This is a genomic window from Sneathiella chinensis (genome assembly GCF_012720115.1).
Taxonomy (GTDB): Bacteria; Pseudomonadota; Alphaproteobacteria; order Sneathiellales; family Sneathiellaceae; genus Sneathiella; species Sneathiella chinensis.
Genome location: NZ_VNWN01000007.1, coordinates 186579 through 204872, shown reverse-complemented (window position 1 = coordinate 204872; position 18294 = coordinate 186579). Strand labels below are relative to the sequence as shown.

The 18294-nt window shown below is 57.9% G+C and carries 17 protein-coding genes and 2 tRNA genes; 14 read left to right on the top strand and 5 right to left on the bottom strand.

Annotation, left to right across the window (positions count from 1 at the left end; translation table 11 throughout):
- Genes FQB27_RS13435 through FQB27_RS13420 form a run of 4 tightly spaced genes read left to right on the top strand, consistent with a single transcriptional unit; the run spans position 1 to position 1491 of the window.
- On the top strand, positions 1 to 219 hold the full coding sequence (locus FQB27_RS13435) for a hypothetical protein (protein ID WP_169561570.1): 219 nt from the start codon (positions 1 to 3) through the stop codon (positions 217 to 219).
- A gap of 10 nt (positions 220 to 229) precedes the next feature.
- Positions 230 to 433, top strand: a complete 204-nt coding sequence (locus FQB27_RS13430; protein WP_169561569.1) for a hypothetical protein — start codon at positions 230 to 232, stop codon at positions 431 to 433.
- Positions 430 to 1104, top strand: a complete 675-nt coding sequence (locus FQB27_RS13425) for a lipase family protein (RefSeq protein ID WP_169561568.1) — start codon at positions 430 to 432, stop codon at positions 1102 to 1104. Before FQB27_RS13430 ends, FQB27_RS13425 begins: the two co-directional genes overlap by 4 nt.
- Positions 1105 to 1125: 21 nt before the next feature.
- The gene (locus FQB27_RS13420) at positions 1126 to 1491 is read left to right on the top strand and encodes a hypothetical protein (protein WP_169561567.1); all 366 of its coding nucleotides are present in this window, start codon (positions 1126 to 1128) and stop codon (positions 1489 to 1491) included.
- A 37-nt stretch (positions 1492 to 1528) separates the two neighbouring features.
- Here the strand turns inward: FQB27_RS13420 and FQB27_RS13415 are convergent, their stop codons facing one another.
- From FQB27_RS13415 to FQB27_RS13405, 3 genes are all read right to left on the bottom strand, one after another.
- On the bottom strand, positions 1529 to 2320 hold the full coding sequence (locus FQB27_RS13415) for an enoyl-CoA hydratase-related protein (protein ID WP_169561566.1): 792 nt from the start codon (positions 2318 to 2320) through the stop codon (positions 1529 to 1531).
- Between the two features lie 154 nt (positions 2321 to 2474).
- Positions 2475 to 2550: transfer RNA gene (locus FQB27_RS13410), tRNA-Asn, on the bottom strand.
- Between the two features lie 161 nt (positions 2551 to 2711).
- Positions 2712 to 2903: a YqaE/Pmp3 family membrane protein gene (locus FQB27_RS13405; protein WP_169561565.1), complete on the bottom strand. Its 192-nt coding sequence runs from the start codon at positions 2901 to 2903 to the stop codon at positions 2712 to 2714.
- Between the two features lie 102 nt (positions 2904 to 3005).
- Here FQB27_RS13405 and FQB27_RS13400 point away from each other — a divergent pair, with 102 nt between their 5' ends.
- Positions 3006 to 4463 (top strand): NAD(P)-binding domain-containing protein, encoded by a 1458-nt coding sequence (locus FQB27_RS13400; protein ID WP_169561564.1) that lies wholly within the window; start codon positions 3006 to 3008, stop codon positions 4461 to 4463.
- 382 nt (positions 4464 to 4845) lie between these two features.
- Positions 4846 to 5169 (top strand): helix-turn-helix domain-containing protein, encoded by a 324-nt coding sequence (locus FQB27_RS13395; RefSeq protein WP_169561563.1) that lies wholly within the window; start codon positions 4846 to 4848, stop codon positions 5167 to 5169.
- A gap of 105 nt (positions 5170 to 5274) precedes the next feature.
- On the opposite strand, the gene FQB27_RS13390 is transcribed toward FQB27_RS13395, so the two are convergent.
- A tRNA-Cys gene (locus FQB27_RS13390) sits at positions 5275 to 5348 on the bottom strand.
- 385 nt (positions 5349 to 5733) lie between these two features.
- Here FQB27_RS13390 and FQB27_RS13385 point away from each other — a divergent pair.
- The 8 genes from FQB27_RS13385 to FQB27_RS13350 all read left to right on the top strand — a co-directional run bounded on the left by FQB27_RS13385 (position 5734) and on the right by FQB27_RS13350 (position 16712).
- Complete coding sequence (locus FQB27_RS13385; protein ID WP_169561562.1) at positions 5734 to 6387, top strand: protein-L-isoaspartate O-methyltransferase family protein; 654 nt, start codon at positions 5734 to 5736, stop codon at positions 6385 to 6387.
- Positions 6388 to 6605: 218 nt separating this feature from the next.
- Entirely contained in the window at positions 6606 to 7970 is a 1365-nt protein-coding gene (locus FQB27_RS13380; RefSeq protein ID WP_169561561.1) for a TolC family outer membrane protein, read from the top strand.
- Positions 7971 to 8110: 140 nt separating this feature from the next.
- A complete protein-coding gene (locus tag FQB27_RS13375; RefSeq protein ID WP_240953512.1) occupies positions 8111 to 8779 on the top strand; it encodes a DUF2497 domain-containing protein in 669 nt (222 codons plus the stop codon).
- Between the two features lie 122 nt (positions 8780 to 8901).
- Positions 8902 to 11565 (top strand): valine--tRNA ligase, encoded by a 2664-nt coding sequence (locus FQB27_RS13370; protein ID WP_169561559.1) that lies wholly within the window; start codon positions 8902 to 8904, stop codon positions 11563 to 11565.
- A gap of 191 nt (positions 11566 to 11756) precedes the next feature.
- On the top strand, positions 11757 to 12983 hold the full coding sequence (locus FQB27_RS13365) for a multidrug effflux MFS transporter (RefSeq protein ID WP_169561558.1): 1227 nt from the start codon (positions 11757 to 11759) through the stop codon (positions 12981 to 12983).
- Between the two features lie 131 nt (positions 12984 to 13114).
- Positions 13115 to 14674, top strand: coding sequence for a long-chain-fatty-acid--CoA ligase (locus FQB27_RS13360; protein ID WP_169561557.1), 1560 nt, complete (start codon positions 13115 to 13117; stop codon positions 14672 to 14674).
- A gap of 443 nt (positions 14675 to 15117) precedes the next feature.
- Positions 15118 to 15786 carry a hypothetical protein gene (locus tag FQB27_RS13355; RefSeq protein ID WP_169561556.1) on the top strand — a complete coding sequence of 223 codons (669 nt, stop codon included), beginning with the start codon at positions 15118 to 15120 and terminating at the stop codon, positions 15784 to 15786.
- Between the two features lie 176 nt (positions 15787 to 15962).
- Complete coding sequence (locus tag FQB27_RS13350; protein ID WP_206374665.1) at positions 15963 to 16712, top strand: DODA-type extradiol aromatic ring-opening family dioxygenase; 750 nt, start codon at positions 15963 to 15965, stop codon at positions 16710 to 16712.
- A gap of 11 nt (positions 16713 to 16723) precedes the next feature.
- On the opposite strand, the gene FQB27_RS13345 is transcribed toward FQB27_RS13350, so the two are convergent.
- On the bottom strand, positions 16724 to 18154 hold the full coding sequence (locus FQB27_RS13345) for an OmpA family protein (protein WP_169561555.1): 1431 nt from the start codon (positions 18152 to 18154) through the stop codon (positions 16724 to 16726).
- Between the last annotated feature and the right edge of the window lie 140 nt (positions 18155 to 18294).

The following is an 18294-nucleotide window of genomic DNA, read 5'->3' as shown; positions in this document are numbered from 1 at the left end:
ATGGAAAAACTGGAACATGAAATCGGGTCCATGCGGGCCCGGATCGAGAACCTGCATCTGGATATGGTCGAGCTGCGGGATGATGTGAAATCGCTCAGCCTGCAGGTCAGTATGGGGCGCGGTGCCGTCAAGGTTATCGGCATCACAGGGACGCTGGTTATTGCGTTAACCACCTTTGCCGCCTGGATCGGGCAGACCCTCCGACCTTTTACCCCGTGAAGGAAAGACTATGGACGAGACATTTATCTTGCAAAAATTCACAGATTCCCTATCGCGAGGCGCTGAAATTCTGGCCCTTCTGGTGTTGTTTTCAACCCTGATCACCTCCCTGACGCCCAGCCGGTCCAATGACAGGCGGCTTGACCGGTTGTTGCAGGTTCTGAACCTGTTGGCGGGGAATGTGGGGAAAAACCGGAATGCGGATGATCGATGAGGCCGGTTGTTGCAGTGGAATGTGCCCGGATCGCCTATCTGGACGACGGGGCCAGCGACGCGGCGCGTCTTGGCTTCAGTTATCAGGCCTTCGGGAACCGGGGGGTGCGCTGCTGGCTGGGCCGAAAGGGTGGCAAGGCGGTGGTCGCCGTGCGGGGAACCGTGTGGCGTAAAGAGGGCGAGCGGAACTTTGATCATAACCTGAAGACGGATCTTGTGCCGTGGATGGGGCCGGGCCGGGTGCATGAAGGGTATCACCGCGCCTTGTGGAGCCTGCTGCCGGCCATTCGCGCCCATCTGAAAGGAGCGGAGCGCGTCTTTTTCACCGGTCATTCCATGGGGGCGGCCATTGCGGTGCTGGCGGGCGGCCTTTGCGGGGGGGACCGGGTGTTCTGTTTTGCCAGCCCCCGTGTGGGGGATGAGGTTTTTGTCCGCGGCCTGAACGCCCGCCTTCGGGTGACCCGCTATGAAAACCGCAACGATCTGGTGACGCGCTATCCCCTTTTCGGAAGCGTTCGCGGCCAGAAGGATCAGACCGCCCTTTATTGTCATGTGGGGCGGGCGGTGCGGCTGAAAGGCTTCGGCCATTCCATGAATGCCTACTTGCGGGGCATGCAACAGCGGGCAGGGGCCACAGGAATAATCACAAGGCCGGAGCAGGCCGATACCTAGGTTAGGAAAGGGAGAGGAAAAATGAAGAAGGAAAAAATTAAGAATGAACAGGGGCGCGATGAGCTGTCAGGACGGACCGGCATCCGGTTCATGACGGCAGCGGAGATTGACGCCTTTCTTCGGGATATTCCCGCCAATGACAATGGTGGGCCGGACGCAGAGGATATGGCCCTTGAAGCAGAGCGGGAGACACAGGCGCTGCGTCATCTGGTCGGTGTACCGGACGCAGGTGCGGCTTTGCCGGATGCGGACAGGGATGGGCCGGGGGAATTCTGCCGAACAGATCGCGGCGACCCGACCGAACTGGATTTCTCCAGTCGGGAAGGGCGCGGACGGACCTATGGGCGCGGCTTTCTGGAGGCCGGGCCGGATTTCCTGCTGGAATGACCGTCAGCCCGGCTGGCCGGACGGTCTGACGGATCGGTTACTTTCCCTGCCAGCGGGGTTTGCGCTTTTCGGCAAAGGCGCGGGGGCCTTCCACCGTGTCTTCCGCATGGCGCCATGTCTGAAAAGCGGGATAGCCTGCTTGGGCGGCCATGGCCTGTTCCAGACTTTCTTCTTCAAGACCCTTGTAAAAAGCCTGCTTGGTCGCCCGAATGGCCAGCGGGGCACAATCAAGAATACGGTCACACCAGCGCCGGGTGGCGGCTTTCAGGTCGCCTGCCGGAACCACCTCGTTGACGAAGCCCAGCTTTTCCCCTTCGGCGGCGGAAACCCGATCGGCGGTCAACAACAGGCCCATGGCCTTTTTCTGCCCGATCTGGCGGGCCAGACGGTGAATGCCGCCGCCAATGGCGATGGCCCCGACACGGGGCTCGGGCAATCCAAAGCTGGCTGTCTCCGCCGCAATGATCAGATCCGCGGCCAGCGCAATTTCAAAACCACCCCCAAGGGCAATGCCATTGACCGCCGCGATGACCGGTTTGTCCAGATCAAATCGCTCAATCAGACCGGCATACCCACTTGCCGGATAGGCATGGCGTTTTTCAGGGTCGCGCCCGGCAATGGCCTTCAGGTCGCTGCCTGCGCAAAAGGCCCGCTCTCCATCCCCCGTTATCACCGCAATATATTGGTCGTTATCCGCGGCAAATTCATCAAAGGCCTGCTGCAATTCCTCGTGCATTTCCGGATTGATGGCGTTCATCACCTCTGGCCGTGTCAGGGTGATTGTGGTGATGTGGTTTTCCCGGTCCACGGCAATAAACTGGTACGGCATGGTTTCCCCCCTTGTTCTTGTTTTCCGGAATGATGGCACGGCAAGGCGGCCGGTTCAAGAAATGGGTCGGGAAAAGACAGCGGGTGAGGGCGCCTGTCCACGGCGCACAAAGAAAAAGGCCCTTGGCGTTTTATCGCCAAGGGCCTTTTTGAATTGGCTCCCCGAGCAGGACTCGAACCTGCGACAGGCTGATTAACAGTCAGCTGCTCTACCAACTGAGCTATCGGGGATCAGTGGCCCGATCTCATCGGGTTCGCGGCTTATAGCAATTGCAGATTGACCTGCCAAGCCCTGTTTTGCATTTTTTTTAAATTTTTTTTCAGGACTTTGAAAAAACCTTTAATTTCCGCGATTTACCACATAATTCTGTATGAGAATTGTCTGGGGTTGTTTACCCTTGATTGTGCATTCCGCGGATTTTCTGATCGGTTTTATACTGGCTGAGGGCATAGACCGCCCAGATCGCCGCCGGGATCCAGCCAATCATGGTCAATTGCAGGATCAGGCAGAAAATGCCCTGAAAAGGACGTCCGATGGTAAAGAACACCATGAAGGGCAGCAAAAGGGCCAAAATCAGTCGCATAACATACTCCGTATCGCGTTTTTTGTTTAATCCAGTGTGATCTGGTCTGTATGGTAAAGGCTTTGATTACTCGATTACAGACAAAAAACAAGAAGCAAAAACATGCCCAAGGACAATGCCGGTCTTGCCCAACTTGAACAACAGCTCCGTCGTCATCTTCGTTATTTGAATTTTCCGGCCGCCAACTGGGTTAAGGGGCAGACGGCGCCTGATGGTCGGGCGGCGCTGGATGTGGCAATTATCGGCGGCGGCGCCTGCGGCCTTGCGCTTGCCTTTGCCCTGATGCGAGAAGGGGTTCAGAATTTCAGGATTTTTGATCGCAGCCCGGAAGGGCAGGAAGGGCCGTGGGTGACAACGGCCCGGATGCGCACCCTGCGATCCCCCAAGCATTTGACCGGTCCGAATCTGGGCCTGCCCGACCTGACCTTCCGCGCCTGGTTCGAAGCGACCGAGGGCGCGGGTGCGTGGGAGGGACTGGACCGCATCCCGCGTGAGCAGTGGATGGATTATCTTCGCTGGTACCGTAAGGTGCTGGAGATCCCCGTTGAAAACAATACCGACCTTCGCCGAATAGACCCTGCGTGCGGGGCGGATGGCGCCGGGGGCCTGTTCCGGCTTGCGTTGGACCGGGACGGCGTGCGGGAGGACGTCTTCGCCCGTCACGTGGTTCTGGCAACCGGACGGGCAGCCTTTGGTGGTGTCGCCCTGCCGGATGGGGTGTCCGGCCTGCCGCGAGAGCGATACGCCCATACAGAGGAAGATATTGATTTTGGGGCCCTGACGGGCAAGTCGATTGTTGTGGTCGGGGCGGCAGCCTCGGCGGCGGATAATGCGGCCATGGCCCTTGAGGCCGGGGCCCGCGAGGTGCGCATGTTGATCCGCGCCCCAGAGGTTCCCCGCCTGAACAAGTTCAAGGGGATCGTTTATCCGGGGTATATGCGGGGCTATTGTGCACTGGAGGATGCCCTGCGCTGGCAGTTCCTGAAAACGGGGCTGGATGCGCGGGTGGCGCCGCCGCGGGCGTCCATGTTGCGCCTGAAGGCCCATCCGGGTTTTCACCTGCATACCGGATCACCCATCCATTCCATGGAAATGCAGGACGATCAGGTGGTGTTGCAAACCGGCCGGGGCGAGCGGCGGGCCGATTTCGTCATTTTCGGTACCGGCTACGCCATCGATGTGACGCAGCAGCCGGAACTGGCGCCCTTTGCGGACGATATCCGCCTGTGGCGGGACGCGTATCACCCCCCGGAAGATCAGCAGGACGACACCTTGCTCCGCTATCCCTATCTTGGGGAGGGTTTCCAGTTCCTGCCAAAGCCGGGACACGAGGAACGCGCCGCCTTTCTGGAACGACTGCACCTTTTCAACGCCGCCGCCACCCTCAGCCACGCCCCCGTCAGCAGCGACATCCCCGGCATCAACACAGGCACCGAACGACTGGTCGATCATCTGGTCAAGGCCCTGTTCAAGGCAGGGCAACACGAACACCTGACCGACTTCATCGCGTTCGATGAGCCGGAACTCCTCGGCGATGAATGGGAAGAAAGCCGGGAGTGAGAGGGCTGCCTTTGGGTTGTTAGGTAGGTTTTCAGGTGTAAATTCTGATATGTTACGCTGATGTGGTGATTTTGGATTTCGATGATGTGGTGGTTTAGCTGTGATGTTTTCGATGCTGGGGTTCAATCTGCCCGATGTTTATGTGGTAAGCTCATAAAAATTTGAGTTGGATGCGAGTGTCGGCGAATTTGACCATGGCGATAGGGTGAACTGGGTTTGCTGTGCAGGATGCTATGTCCGGGAAGGGATTTGTTTTGTTGAGGAGGGTTCATCAAGTTACATTTTTTGAAAGCATGTGTCATTTCGCCCCTACCGGAAGGTGTATTGCAAAGCGGAAACTTTCCTTTATAAGTCTCCCTAGTACACGACATGGAGTAGAACTATGACATCTAAAATCGCTAGATATCCTGAAGCGGGAGCTTATATTAAAGGGTTGCGACAGAAGGTCGAGATGACACAAGTAGAAGTCAATAAGTTTATTGGTTTCCCTCATTATACTACCTACTCGAACATCGAGTCAGGACGTATGAAGTTGGCTGCTGATAAGTTCGAGCCTACAGCAAGAGCCCTAGGAGTCGATCTGTTCGAGTTCACTAGAAGGCTCTCCTCTTACTATTACCCAGATCTCTATCATATTTTATTCAGGCTCTATCAGTGTGAGCCTAGTAGGGGTAAGAAAAATGATGCGTCTGATGAGGGAGCTTGAGGATAATTAAACTATGATCCGTAATATCGTCATAGTTTCCTTTAGGTATACAGATTGATAAAAATAAAACCCTCGAAAAATCTATGTTTTTCAAGGGCTTAAGATTGGAGGCCTGGACCGGAATCGAACCGGTGTACACGGATTTGCAATCCGCTGCGTCGCCACTCCGCCACCAGGCCTCGCGTCCTCACCTTTGGAAGGTGGGTTGGCGTTTGAGATGCGTTGTATAGTCCGACAGACGCGGTTGGTCAATTGCTATCCTGCCTGAAGCGGGAAATTTTTTCACTTTCCCGTTTTGGGCGGGATGTTTGCTGGCTTGGCCGGGCGGGCCGGGCGGGCCGCTGGGGCAGGGGGATGTGCGAAAATATCACGTCTGGTCGTCAATTCCCTGAAAATTCCCCGAAAAGGAAGGCGAAGATACGCTTCCTTCTTGCCATTCTCCGTCCACATTCAGTATAAGGCAGCAAACCCCCTTGCGCCGTTGCGGTTTGTGCCGTTGCGGTGGCGCCGGATGTTTTGCCGTCGGGGGCATTGCAATGAGTATAGGGAAATCGGAATAGGGTAATGACCGAAAATTTCGCCGAAGCACGTCTTAGCATGGTTCTCAGCCAGCTCCGTCCGAACAATGTGACCAGTGATCGCGTGGCCGATGCCATGAACACGGTTCCGCGGGAAGAATTCGTTCCGAAAGACCTGCGCGGGGTCGCCTATATGGATGAGGATCTGGCCATTGCGGAAGGCCGCTACCTGATCGAGCCGCGGGTTTTTGCCCGCCTGCTGCAGGAAGCCCGCGTTGAGGAAAGCGACGTGGTTCTGGATGTCGCGGTCGGCACCGGATATTCCTCCGCCGTTCTGGGTGAACTGGCGCAGGCGGTTGTCGCCATTGAAAGCACCGCAGGGATGGTGGAAAAGGCGAGCGAGATCCTGACCCGGCTGGAAGCGGACAACGTGGCCGTTGTGGAAGGAAACCTTCAGGACGGCAATGCCAAACAGGGGCCGTATAACGTCATTCATGTGAACGGCGCCATTCCGGCCGTGCCGCAAGCCCTGCTGGACCAGTTGGCCGATGGCGGACGCCTGATCTGTGTGATCGGGACGAACCCGGGTGTTGCCACCGTTATCTATCGCAAGGGCGACCGGTTCCATGACGAGCAGGTCTTTGATGCCGCAGTACCGGCCCTTCCGGAATTGCGGCCGGCTGAAGAATTCAGTTTTTAGTTTTATTTCTCTAACATAAAACTAAATCATGTATGATGGGGATCACAAGGTTCGGAATTCATTACGTGATTCCTGTCGTCGGCTGTAAAAACGGCTGGTAAAAGGGCGTCTGAGTATAAAGTTTAGGTGCAGCCGGGCAGGAGAGGGGCTTCGGCACGCATTGACAAGACAACTTTGAACGCGAATAGCAGACCGTGAAAGGTATGAGGGCGGGTAATATGAGAAAATCAATCCTGACAGTGGCGTCAGTGGTGGCGGTGACATTTTCCTTCGCACAGGCGGAAGCCGAGACATTGAGGGAAGCGCTGGCACTCACCTATGCCAACAACCCGACCCTTCAGGCGCAGCGCGCCAATGTCCGCAGCGTGGATGAAGGCGTTTCGCAAGCCCTGTCCGGCTGGCGCCCGACCGTCACGGTGGTGGGCGAGGCTGGCGCTGAATACAGCGACAATTCCATGAACAGCGGCACCGGCGCCGATAACGACTATACCCCAAGTTCCGTTGCCATGACCGTATCGCAGCCGATTTATACCGGCGGCCAGACGATCGCCAGAACCAGTTCCGCCGAGGCGGATGTGCTGGCCGCGCGGGCCGGATTGGACGGAGTGGAGCAGGACGTTCTGCAATCTGCCGTGTCCGCCTATATGAATGTGGTGCGCGATCAGGCGGTTGTGGATTTGAACCAGAACAACGTTCAAGTGCTGGAGCGCCAGCGTGAAGCGGCACAGGATCGCTTTGATGTGGGTGAAATTACCCGGACCGACGTGGCGCAGGCAGAAGCCCGTCTGGCCGGTGCAAAATCCGATCTGGTTCGAGCCATCGGCACCCTGAAGGCGAGCGAGGCCACCTATGAGCGGATCGTGGGACAGCGTCCCGGCTCTGTCAGCTATCCGGAGACACCGCCAAACTTCCCGGAGTCCCTTGACGGCGCCATTTCCCTCGGGCTGGAAAACAACCCGACCATCGAGGCCGCGAAATATCGCGAGGAAAGCTCGATGCACAATATCCGCGCCACCTCTGGCCGGTTGCTGCCCACCGTGAGCCTTGACGGCTCGCTCAGTTATGCGGATCAGCAGAATTCCGCCACACAGTGGAGTGAAACCGGGTCCATTTCCGCAACCTTGCGGGTGCCGTTGTATCAGTCCGGTGCCGTCTATAGTCAGGTCCGTCAGGCCCGGCAGGTCAACAGCCAGCGGAAAATCGAGATTGAGGCAGCCGTTCGCGAAGTGCGCGAAGCCGTCACCCAATCGTGGGAGCAGCTTGAATCCGCCCGTGCCCAGATCATTTCCACCGAGGAACAGGTCCGCGCCAACACCATCGCCCTTGACGGGGTGAACCAGGAAGCGCAGGTCGGCTCCCGCACCACGCTGGATGTGCTGGATGCGGAACAGGAACTTCTGGTCAGTCAGGTGAACCTTGTGACCGCCCGCCGGGATGTGTATATCGCCATGTTTGGCGTGCTGGCATCAGTCGGAAATCTGGGTGCCCGCGAACTGGGACTGGAGGTTGACTACTACGATCCCGAGCAGAACTACACCCGCGTTCGGGACAAGTGGTTCGGTACAGACGGCGGCCTTGATTAAACATTCGTTAAAGATATAGGACGAAACTTCCAGATGAAGGGTAGCGCTCTGCGCTATTCTTCGTTACATTCTGGCAGTTGTGTGACCTCTTGGCGGTGATTTAGACGATGAGTGATTCAAAAACAGAACAAGAACCGACAATGGAGGAAATTCTTGCGTCTATCCGGCGCATTATTTCCGAAGACGGTGACGACGAGAACGGTGACACCGCCGCTTCTGCGGAAAAACAGGCCGCCGCACCAGACCCCGTTGTCGAGGCCGAGCCGGAGCCGGAACCCGAATCCGAGCCCGAACCGGAAGAAGATGTTCTGGAACTCACCGAAGAGGTGAATGACGACGGTGAGGTGATTTCCTTTAACGAGGAAGAGCCGGAACCCGAGCCAGAGCCGGAGGTTGATTTCGACCCGGTCCCGGCGTTCGAACCGGAGCCCGAGCCTGAGGTTGATTTCGATGCGGTCCCGGCGTTTGACCCGGAACCCGAGCCTGAAACCGAACCCGAGCCGATGTTTGAGCCGGAACCTCCGGTGCAGGCGCCTGCCTATCAGGAAAATCCGTCCCGCGTGGACAGCCTGCTGGCTGATCCGACCGTGGCGGCCGCCACAAGTTCCTTCGCCCATCTTGCTGGTGCGGTTTCCTCGTCCCGGGGAATGCCCATGGGGAACGGCCATGCCACCCTTGAGGAGTTGGTCCGGGATTTGCTGCGCCCCATGCTGAAAGACTGGCTGGATGAGCATCTTGCCGCCATCGTGCAGCGGATCGTGGAACGCGAGGTGAGCAAGCTCGCTGATCGGGCGGATGACGACGATTAACCGCAAAAACGTCTGTTTTTGACTTTCCTGCCCGGCGGTGAGCCGATTATACTCTGGGCCGCTTGGGCGGCCCAAGCACCCAATTTATCTGAACGTAAATAAAGAAAAGAGAGTATCAGCAAATGCTGGACAAGACTTATCGGCCTCAGGATGCCGAAGGTAAACTCTATTCCAAGTGGATGGAAAGCGGCGCCTTTGCCTGTGGCCGCAACGATAGTGAAGACGCCTTTACCATTGTCATCCCGCCGCCCAATGTGACAGGCAACCTGCATATGGGCCACGCCCTGAACAATACGCTGCAAGACATTCTGGTTCGGTTCGAACGGATGCGCGGCAAGGATGTTCTGTGGCAGCCGGGCACCGACCATGCCGGCATCGCCACCCAGATGGTGGTGGAGCGGCAACTGGCCGAGCAGGGCATCACCCGCCACGACCTTGGCCGGGAAAAGTTTATCGAGAAAGTCTGGGAATGGAAGGAGCAGTCCGGTGGCTCCATCATCGGTCAGCTGCACCGTCTGGGCGCCTCCTGTGACTGGTCCCGTGAACGGTTCACCATGGACGAGGGATTGTCCCGTGCGGTTCGCAAGGTGTTTGTCCAGCTGTACAAGGAAGGCCTGATTTACCGCGACAAGCGGCTGGTGAACTGGGACCCGAAATTCCACACCGCCATTTCCGATCTGGAAGTGGAGCAAAAGGAAGTCAACAGCCATATGTGGCACTTCAATTACCCCATCGAGGGTGAGGAAGGCCGCTTTATCACGGTTGCGACGACCCGGCCGGAAACCATGCTGGGCGATACGGGCGTTGCGGTTCACCCGGAGGATGAGCGTTACAAGGACCTGATCGGCAAGTTCGTGATCCTGCCCATCGTTGGTCGCCGCATCCCGATCGTGGCGGACGACTATGCAGACCCGGAGCAGGGGTCCGGTGCGGTGAAGATCACCCCTGCCCACGACTTCAATGACTTTGAGGTTGGCAAACGGGCCGGTCTTGAAGTGATCAATATCATGGACGAGAATGCCTGCCTGAACGATCAGGTCCCGGAAAAATACCGGGGCATGGAACGGTTCCAGGCACGCAAGGAAATCGTTGCGGAAATTGAAGCCCTTGGCCTGCTGAACAAGATCGAGGATCACGTTCACATGGTGCCATATGGCGACCGGTCCGGCGTGGTGATCGAGCCGTTCCTGACCGACCAGTGGTTTGCCGATGCGGCCACGCTGGCCCAGCCGGCGATCCGCGCCGTTGAAACCGGCCAGACAAAATTTGTTCCGGCGAAATGGACCAACACCTATTACGACTGGATGCGGAATATCCAGCCGTGGTGTATTTCCCGTCAGTTGTGGTGGGGTCACCGCATTCCGGCATGGTTCGGCCCGGATGGCATGATCTTCGTCGAGGAAACCGAGGAAGAAGCCATCGCCGCTGCCAAGGCCCATTATGGCCGGGATGAGGAACTGAGCCGCGATACGGACGTTCTGGATACGTGGTTCTCGTCCGCGCTGTGGCCGTTCTCGACGCTGGGCTGGCCGGACAAGACGCCGGAGCTGTCAAAATACTACCAGACCGACGTGCTGATCACCGGATTTGACATCATCTTCTTCTGGGTTGCCCGGATGATGATGATGGGCCTGCATTTCATGGAAGGGGAAGCCCCGTTCCATACGGTTTACATTCATGCCCTCGTGCGGGACGAGCAGGGTGCCAAGATGTCCAAGTCAAAGGGCAACGTGGTGGACCCGCTTGACCTTGTGGACAACTACGGCGCTGATGCCTTGCGTTTCTTCCTGTCCTCCAGTGCGGCGCAGGGGCGGGATGTCCGCCTGTCCGAACAAAGGGTCGAAGGCTATCGCAACTTTACCACCAAGCTGTGGAATGCGGCACGCTTCTGCGAAATGAATGAATGCCGCGAATATGAAGGCTTTGATCCGTTCGCCGTCAAGGACGTGGTCAACCGCTGGATCGTCGGCGAGGTGGCAAAATGCGAAGCTGCCGTTCGCGAGGCTCTGGAAGGGCAGCGCGACGGGTATCGTTTTAACGATGCGTCCAGTGCCATCTATTCCTTCACATGGAACGTGTTCTGTGACTGGTATCTGGAATTTGCCAAGCTGCCGTTCCAGGGCGATGACGAGGCCCTGAAAGCCGAAACTCGCGCCACGGCGGCGTGGGTTCTGGACCAGATCCTGAAAATCCTGCATCCGTTCATGCCGTTCGTTACGGAAGAACTGTGGGGCAGCCTTGGTGTTGCGCGGGAAAATGATCTGATCATTTCCGATTGGCCGGTTTACCCTGCGGGTGCGGTTGATGCCGCGGCTGAGGAAGAACTGGAATGGGTTCAGGGCCTGATCACCGGCATTCGCGGAGTGCGGAGTGAAATGAACGTTCCTGCCGGGGCGAAAATCCCGCTGATCTTCAATGAAGGCAGCGACGCCCACAAGGCCCGTCTGGACCGTCACTGGAATATCGTTTCCCGTCTGGCCCGTCTTGAAGACAAGAGCATGGATGCGGAGCTTCCCAAAGGCTCCCTGCAATTCGTCCATGATGGCGCGGTTGTGGCCCTGCCACTGGCCGGAGCCATGGACCTTGATGCGGAAAAAGCCCGTCTTGAAAAGGAAATCGGCAAGCTGAACGGCTATATCACCGGCCTGAACAAGAAACTCGGCAACGAGAAATTTGTCAGCGGGGCACCGGATAATGTGGTCGCCGCCGAACGGGAAAAACTGGCCGAGGCTGAGGTCAAGATGGCCAAGCTGAAAGACGCTGCGGACCGGCTGGGAGAACTCTAGGCCCACATTCGCATCAATGCTGAAGGTTTGAGAAAAAGGCGGCCCCTGTGGTCGCCTTTTTGTTTGAGGCAGGCGCGCGGGAAGGGATAGGGGCATACCACCGAAATCGTAGTAGATTGGTTGTATTCAAACGAAACGGACTGTACTATCGGGCTTCTTTGCCTCGTACTTTTTTCACAGTGGCCCGGTTTATGGTTTCGAATTCCAACATATCGCAGACGCGGCGCATTCCCCTGATTGTTCTGGTCCTGTTCAGCATGGCCGGACCGATGGGAATGAATATCGTCCTGCCGTCCCTTCCGACCCTGGAACAGGTGTTCGAAACCGATTACGCCACCGCGCAGCTTACCTTGACCCTGTATCTTGCCGCCGTGTCTGTGGGGCAATTGATTTACGGCCCGGTGTCAGACCGGTTCGGGCGGCGCCCGGTGGTCCTGTTCGGGTTGACGGTGTTTCTTCTGGGCGGGGTGATCTGCCTGTTCGCGCCGACGATTGAAATCATGATCGCGGGTCGGGTTATTCAGGCCATGGGCGGCTGTGCCGGTCTGGTGATCGGCCGGGCCATGGTCCGGGATCTGTTTGACGCGGATACGGCGGCGGCCATGATCGCCTATCTGACCATGGGGATCGTCGTGGCCCCCACACTGGCCCCGCTGATTGGCGGCGTGCTGGAGGACTGGTTCAGTTGGCAGGCCAGCTTTGTTTTTGTGATTGCCGCCGGGGCGGTTTTTCTGGTGGCTTCCATCGGTTGGGCCCATGAAACCCTGCCCGAGGAAAAACGCCACCGCACCAATTTCAGCGGCATGTTGCGGTCTTTCATGCATCTTCTGACCAATCCGGAATTCAACGCCTATGCCTTTCAGGTGGCCTTTAACACGTCCGCCTATTTCGCGTTTCTGGGCGGGGCGCCCTATGTGCTGGTCAACCTGATGGGGGGAACCGCCGGGGAATTGGGCCTCTATCTGGTGGTGATTTCGGTTTTCTATATCGGCGGAAACTATATGACCGCCCGCATTGCCCAGCGGCTGGGCATTTTCCGCATGGTCTGCATTGGCAACAGCATTTCGCTGGTCGGACCGGTCGTCATGCTGGTCCTTGAACTGACGGTGGGCTTGGACAAGGTGGCCTTTTTCGGGCTGATGTCGCTGATCGCCCTTGGAAACGGTTTCACCATTGCCTCCGGCATGGCCGGGGCTGTCGGGGCGGACCCGGAACGGGTTGGTGCCGCGGCAGGATTGGCCGGTTCGCTGCAAATCGGCATGGGGGCGCTCAGTACCTTCATTGCGGGCCTTCTGCTGGCGCAATACGGGGATACGGCGCTGCCCCTGATCTTTGTATTGCTGTTCGGCCTTGCCTTTGGCTTCCTGTGCCTGATCCTTGGAAAGCTTGTCGCTGACCGGACCCGCGCCCTCTCCTGAACCGCTTTCTATTTCGGGCAGGGGCGGTTTTTGCGGTCTGCCCAGTGCGGCGGTACTTTTACATCTTTACGGATGCGGGTTTTTGCGCTGATACTTCTCTTGTAAAAATAGAATGACAGGGGAGGGGAAACATGCAGATTGCACAGGTGCTGGAGCGTGCGGTCCAGATCAAACGGGACCAGACCGCGACGGTTTTCAAGGGACGCCGCCGGACCTACGCCGAATTCAAGGACCGGGTACAGCGGTTCGCAGGCGGGCTTCGATCGCTTGGGATCGGCGACGGGGAACGGGTTGCCATTCTGGCCCTCAATTCCGATCGCTATCTGGAATTCTATTACGCCGTACCATGGGCGGGCGGTGTCTTTGTGCCGGTCAATACCCGTCTTGCAGCGCCGGAAATCGCCTATTGGCTGAATGATTCCGGGTCGGAAATCCTTCTGGTGGATGATGCCTTTGCGGCCATGGTCCCGGAATTGCGAAAGGCCGTTCCCGGTCTTGAAACGGTGATCCATTGCGACGATGGCCCCGCACCGGAGGGGATGATGTCCTATGAAGGGTTGATCCGGGATCATGAGCCGGTGGCGGATGCGGGCCGGGGCGGCGATGACGTGGCTGGTCTTTATTATACAGGCGGCACCACCGGGGTTTCAAAGGGCGTGATGCTCAGTCATCGCAATCTGGTGGTCAATGCCCTGAACGGTATGCCTGCCTTCCAGTTTTCCGAAAAAAGCCGCTGGCTTCACGCCGCGCCCATGTTCCATATCGCCGATGGCAGCGCCGTTCTGGGCGTCACCATGGGGCTGGGCTGTCATGTGTTCATTCCCGCCTTCACCCCGGCGGCGACCCTGTCCATCATTCAAGGGGAAGGCATAACCTGCACCATTCTGGTGCCAACCATGATTAACCTGCTGGTCAATGACCCCACCTTGCCGGACCATGATCTTGGCAGTCTTGAGAATGTCCTTTACGGGGCGTCGCCCATGCCGGAGGCGGTGATTGAAAAGGCGCTGTCGGTCTTGCCGGGATGCGGGTTCACCCATGCTTTTGGCCAGACGGAATGTGCCCCGCTGGTCAGTTTTACCGGACCCGAATTTCATGTGCTGGAAGGCCCCCACGCCGGGCGTTACAAATCGGCGGGCCGGGCGGCTTATGGGGTCGAGATGCGCATTCTGGACGAGCAGGGGAGCGAGGTTCCGAACGGAACCGTGGGCGAGGTCTGCGTGCGCGGTGACAACGTGATGCTGGGATACTGGAACAAGCCCGAGCAAACCGCCGAGGCAAAAAGGGATGGCTGGATGCATACCGGGGATGGCGGGTATCTGGATGATGAGGGGTTTCTCTATATTGTGGACCGGGTCAAGGACATGATCATTTCCGGCGGGGAAAACGTTTATTCCGCCGAGGTGGAAAATGCCCTTTATCAGCATCCCTTGGTGGCGGAATGCGCCGTGATCGGAATTCCGCACGAAAAATGGGGCGAACAGGTCCATGCTGTCATCCGCCTGCAGGATGGCAAAACCGCGACCCAGAATGAATTGATCGACCATGCCCATTCCCTGATCGCCGGGTTCAAGTGCCCGCGCAGTATCGCCTTCGTGACGGAACCGCTGCCGTTATCGGGGGCGGGGAAAATCCTGAAAACAGAACTTCGCAAGCCTTATTGGGACGGATACGGGGCAAAGGTCCACTAGGGGCGGCGATGGTCCTTACAGATTCGAGGGAAACAGGAACAGATTAACGGAAAAGGGACGGATGACCGGCCTGATACTGGCTTCTTGTGCAGTATTGGCGCCGGTTTCGAACCTGTTGCTGTTCAAAGCATCCCGTTCCTCTCCCACTGCGGTAGTATTTTTACCGATTTACGACAAAAAGAGGCATGGATTATTGTATTTTAGCTTTTTATTAATATACTTAACAAAAGGTTAAGCATTTAGATAAGACGGATGCCTATTGACGTTGCGTTCCATGTCCGGGGATACGGTCGCTCTGTTTCGCTGTTGGCGTAAAGCCCGGCCTTAAAAAGCCGACCTGTCCTGATCCAGATTAACATCATTCATTTTTTCTGTGTCGTTGCCTGCAAGAGTTCCTGCGAGAGCAATCTGCTGTGCTTGCGATACAAGGATGGGGACATTCCATGCTTAAAAAACTTATGATTGGGGCGGGGGTAGGTGCGGCCATTCTTTTCAGTGCCGCCTGGGCTCAGGCTTCTACCTTCTCGATTATCGGCGGCAGTGCGGAGGCGCTGAACGGATTTGACCTGACATCAACCACAGGCCTGACTGATGGCGATATTGTTCTGGTGTTCAACAGCAGTTCTGATGGCACGGGAACCGGCCTGTTTCTGGATGGTGCCCCGGCAACGGTAACCTTTACCTATCTTGGCAGCGAAGCGGCGGCCACCAACGAGGCGGTCGAACTGGAAGGAACGGAATCGGTCCTGTTCAACAACGATACCTCTGTTGTGGGAGATACGTCCACGGTGACTTTCTCCAGTGACGGGGCCCTGCCGTTCGGGTTCGAAACCGAGTCTGAAACCTGTTCAATCTGGTTTATTATCTGCTGGCAATACACAACAACAACCGAAGGTGCCGACAATGATGGCACCATCGACGGCGATCTTTCCATTGCGCTGTTCCAGGAAAGCGCCACATCCGTCATCGCCCTGTTTGGTGACGGACGCGGAGACCATGACTATGACGACATGGCCATTCGCATTTCCATAGTTCCCCTGCCACCGGCCCTGCTGCTTTTCGGTGCTGCGCTCCTAGGGCTAGGGTGGCTCTCAAGAAAAAGAAGCACGTAAGTGCGACCCAACCAAACCAAAACTGGGAGGCCTTGTGCCTCCCTTTTTTGTGATGGCCGTCCTCTTGATTTTAGGCTAGTCCGGGGCAAGGATAGGGAACGTTGAAGTCAGGCCCTGAACAAGGAGAATGTCCCGTGAGAATGCCGGTTGTCTTTGTATCGCACGGGGGTGGTCCCATGCCCCTTTTGGGAGATCCGGGCCACGGGGAAATGGTCGCGGCGTTGCAGACCATGGCGGCGGACCTGCCCCGGCCGGATTGCCTGCTGGTGGTCACCGCCCATTGGGAGGCGGACACGGTTTCCGTCAGCAGCGGGGCCGCGCCCGGTATGCTCTATGACTATGGCGGCTTCCCGCCCGAGGCTTACACCCTTCAATACGGGGCACCCGGTGCCCCGGCAATGGCGGACCGGGTCAGGGCCGTGCTGGGTGAGGCCGGCATCACCGCCGCCGCCGACCCCGATCGGGGCTTTGATCACGGCACCTTTGTTCCGCTGATGCTGCTGTACCCGGATGCGGATATCCCGGTGCTTCAGATATCGCTGGAACGATCCCTTGATCCGGCCCGGCATCTGGCGATCGGCAAGGCCCTGTCGCCCCTGTTGTCAGAAGGGGGGATGATTATCGGGTCCGGCCAGAGCTTCCACAATATCCCGCTGATGTTTCAGGCCGACAACCCGGATGTGCAAAAGATCAACACGGCGTTTCATGGCTGGCTGGACCGGGTGGTCCTGTCCCCCGAACTGGCCGAGCCGGACCGGGAGAGCGAGTTCGAAAGCTGGGCGCAGGCCCCGTTCGCGGGAACCTGTCATCCCCGCGAAGAACATCTGGTGCCCTTGATGGTCTGCGCCGGAGCCGCCAGAGCCGCCGCCCGCCGCCGCATCGACTATTCCGTCATGGGGATCGAGGCCCGCGGCTATATCTGGTAACCCCATCCCCGTCAGGAACAAAGGCGGATTTCAGTCCGCCGTTCCGGCAGGAAACGGGACCGGTTTTCCCCCAAACCCAGCGTCATGATCCGGCTGTTATCGACGCCGAGCTTGACCAGCCATTTGCGGATATGTTCCGCCCGTTTCAGGGACAGATAGCTGTTATACCCCCGGCGCCCGGACGGATCGGCAAATCCGAACACAAGAACGGCGGCGTCAGGCCGGGCCGCAAGCTTTGTCGCATGGTCAATCAGGGCTTGCTGATCCACGGGCGATGACAGGATGTGGCTGTCCTTCTGGAAGCGGCTGACAAGGCTGGGGGGTGTGGCAAGGCAACCAACAGGGATATTGCGATCCTTGATCTGGTCGGCCTGTATCTCGGTATAGCTGTCATACCCGAAGGGGGCTGCCTGAGCCGGAACCTGCGCAGGTGGTGTTTCGGGCGCGGGACGCTTCAGGTTGGCCAGTTCCTGCAGCAAGCGCTGAAGGGGCGAGGGGGTGTCCACAACTGCAGGCTCAGACTGCGAGGAAGGGGCCGGGGCCAACACCGGGGCGGAGCGGTCCTTGGGCGGGGCCGGTTCGGCAGGCCACAGGTTAAGAGCCAAGGCCCCCGGCAGCACAACCGGTTTATGGCCTGCCGGATCAAAGAACAGGGTGTAGCGCGACGTGGTGCGAAGATAGATCATCCAGCCTGCCGGAGACGGACCATCGACCCGGACAAGCGGGAAATCCAGCAGGCCCGGCACCACGGAAAACAGGTTCGCCATGTGACCGCCAGAAGCGGCGGGGGAGGCTGCAAGGCCCGGACAGTCAGAATACTGGGTCATGCCGGAGGGCAGAGCGAGAGTGCCGCCAGCGGATGGGGCGGCCGTTTCCTGCAGGCAGGTCAGTGTGTTCCCCGCCTTGTTTGCGGCAACTGTCAGCAGGCCGATGCTGGATAGAACCATGATCATGGCCAGCGCGAAAAAGCGATGGCGGCCAAACTGCTGCAGCAGGGCAAAGCGCGAGAAATAGTGCCACGCGGTCCGGGCGGGCAGGCCAGGCGGCGGGGTTGTTGCTCCCGATGCGGGGCGCAACCGGCGGAGGCCAAGGGCGAACCGCTCCCTCTGCGAGAGGAACTTTTCCGACTTTCGCCGGATTGTCGTTGGCAGGGGCAGGAAGATCAGGCGCAGGATGTTGAACAGGAAAATCACAAGGCTGTAGGCGATAATGGCGAGCCTTGTCCGGAAGGGCAAATTCTCCCCGCGCAGATTCAGGATGACCCGCCCCAGCAGGGAAAAACCAAGGAACAGCCCCAGAAGCAGGCTGTAGGCCATCCACACAAGAAGGGAAATGCCAAGGACCACACCGCCATAGCGGACAGTTCCAAGGACCAGATCCTCAACCCCGGCCCACGCCAGATAGCTGATCCCGAAATAGTTCAGGATAATACTTTCAAACAAAATGCCGTAGAAAAAGAAATTAATGACAATAAAAAAGAGCAATATGGGAAATAATAGTGCTAGACTGTGGGTGCGCCGAACCCGTTTATGCGTATCGCAGAAGAGTTCACCGGGGATCGACTTTTTTCGGCATCTTTTCC

Bases quoted from the DNA above. Each gene is read 5' to 3' on its own strand.
- FQB27_RS13435 (WP_169561570.1), top strand. From the start codon at position 1: ATGGAAAAACTGGAACATGAAATCGGGTCCATGCGGGCCCGGATCGAG.
- FQB27_RS13430 (WP_169561569.1), top strand. From the start codon at position 230: ATGGACGAGACATTTATCTTGCAAAAATTCACAGATTCCCTATCGCGA.
- FQB27_RS13425 (WP_169561568.1), top strand. From the start codon at position 430: ATGAGGCCGGTTGTTGCAGTGGAATGTGCCCGGATCGCCTATCTGGAC.
- FQB27_RS13420 (WP_169561567.1), top strand. From the start codon at position 1,126: ATGAAGAAGGAAAAAATTAAGAATGAACAGGGGCGCGATGAGCTGTCA.
- FQB27_RS13415 (WP_169561566.1), bottom strand. From the start codon at position 2,320: ATGCCGTACCAGTTTATTGCCGTGGACCGGGAAAACCACATCACCACA.
- FQB27_RS13405 (WP_169561565.1), bottom strand. From the start codon at position 2,903: ATGCGACTGATTTTGGCCCTTTTGCTGCCCTTCATGGTGTTCTTTACC.
- FQB27_RS13400 (WP_169561564.1), top strand. From the start codon at position 3,006: ATGCCCAAGGACAATGCCGGTCTTGCCCAACTTGAACAACAGCTCCGT.
- FQB27_RS13395 (WP_169561563.1), top strand. From the start codon at position 4,846: ATGACATCTAAAATCGCTAGATATCCTGAAGCGGGAGCTTATATTAAA.
- FQB27_RS13385 (WP_169561562.1), top strand. From the start codon at position 5,734: ATGACCGAAAATTTCGCCGAAGCACGTCTTAGCATGGTTCTCAGCCAG.
- FQB27_RS13380 (WP_169561561.1), top strand. From the start codon at position 6,606: ATGAGAAAATCAATCCTGACAGTGGCGTCAGTGGTGGCGGTGACATTT.
- FQB27_RS13375 (WP_240953512.1), top strand. From the start codon at position 8,111: ATGGAGGAAATTCTTGCGTCTATCCGGCGCATTATTTCCGAAGACGGT.
- FQB27_RS13370 (WP_169561559.1), top strand. From the start codon at position 8,902: ATGCTGGACAAGACTTATCGGCCTCAGGATGCCGAAGGTAAACTCTAT.
- FQB27_RS13365 (WP_169561558.1), top strand. From the start codon at position 11,757: ATGGTTTCGAATTCCAACATATCGCAGACGCGGCGCATTCCCCTGATT.
- FQB27_RS13360 (WP_169561557.1), top strand. From the start codon at position 13,115: ATGCAGATTGCACAGGTGCTGGAGCGTGCGGTCCAGATCAAACGGGAC.
- FQB27_RS13355 (WP_169561556.1), top strand. From the start codon at position 15,118: ATGCTTAAAAAACTTATGATTGGGGCGGGGGTAGGTGCGGCCATTCTT.
- FQB27_RS13350 (WP_206374665.1), top strand. From the start codon at position 15,963: ATGCCCCTTTTGGGAGATCCGGGCCACGGGGAAATGGTCGCGGCGTTG.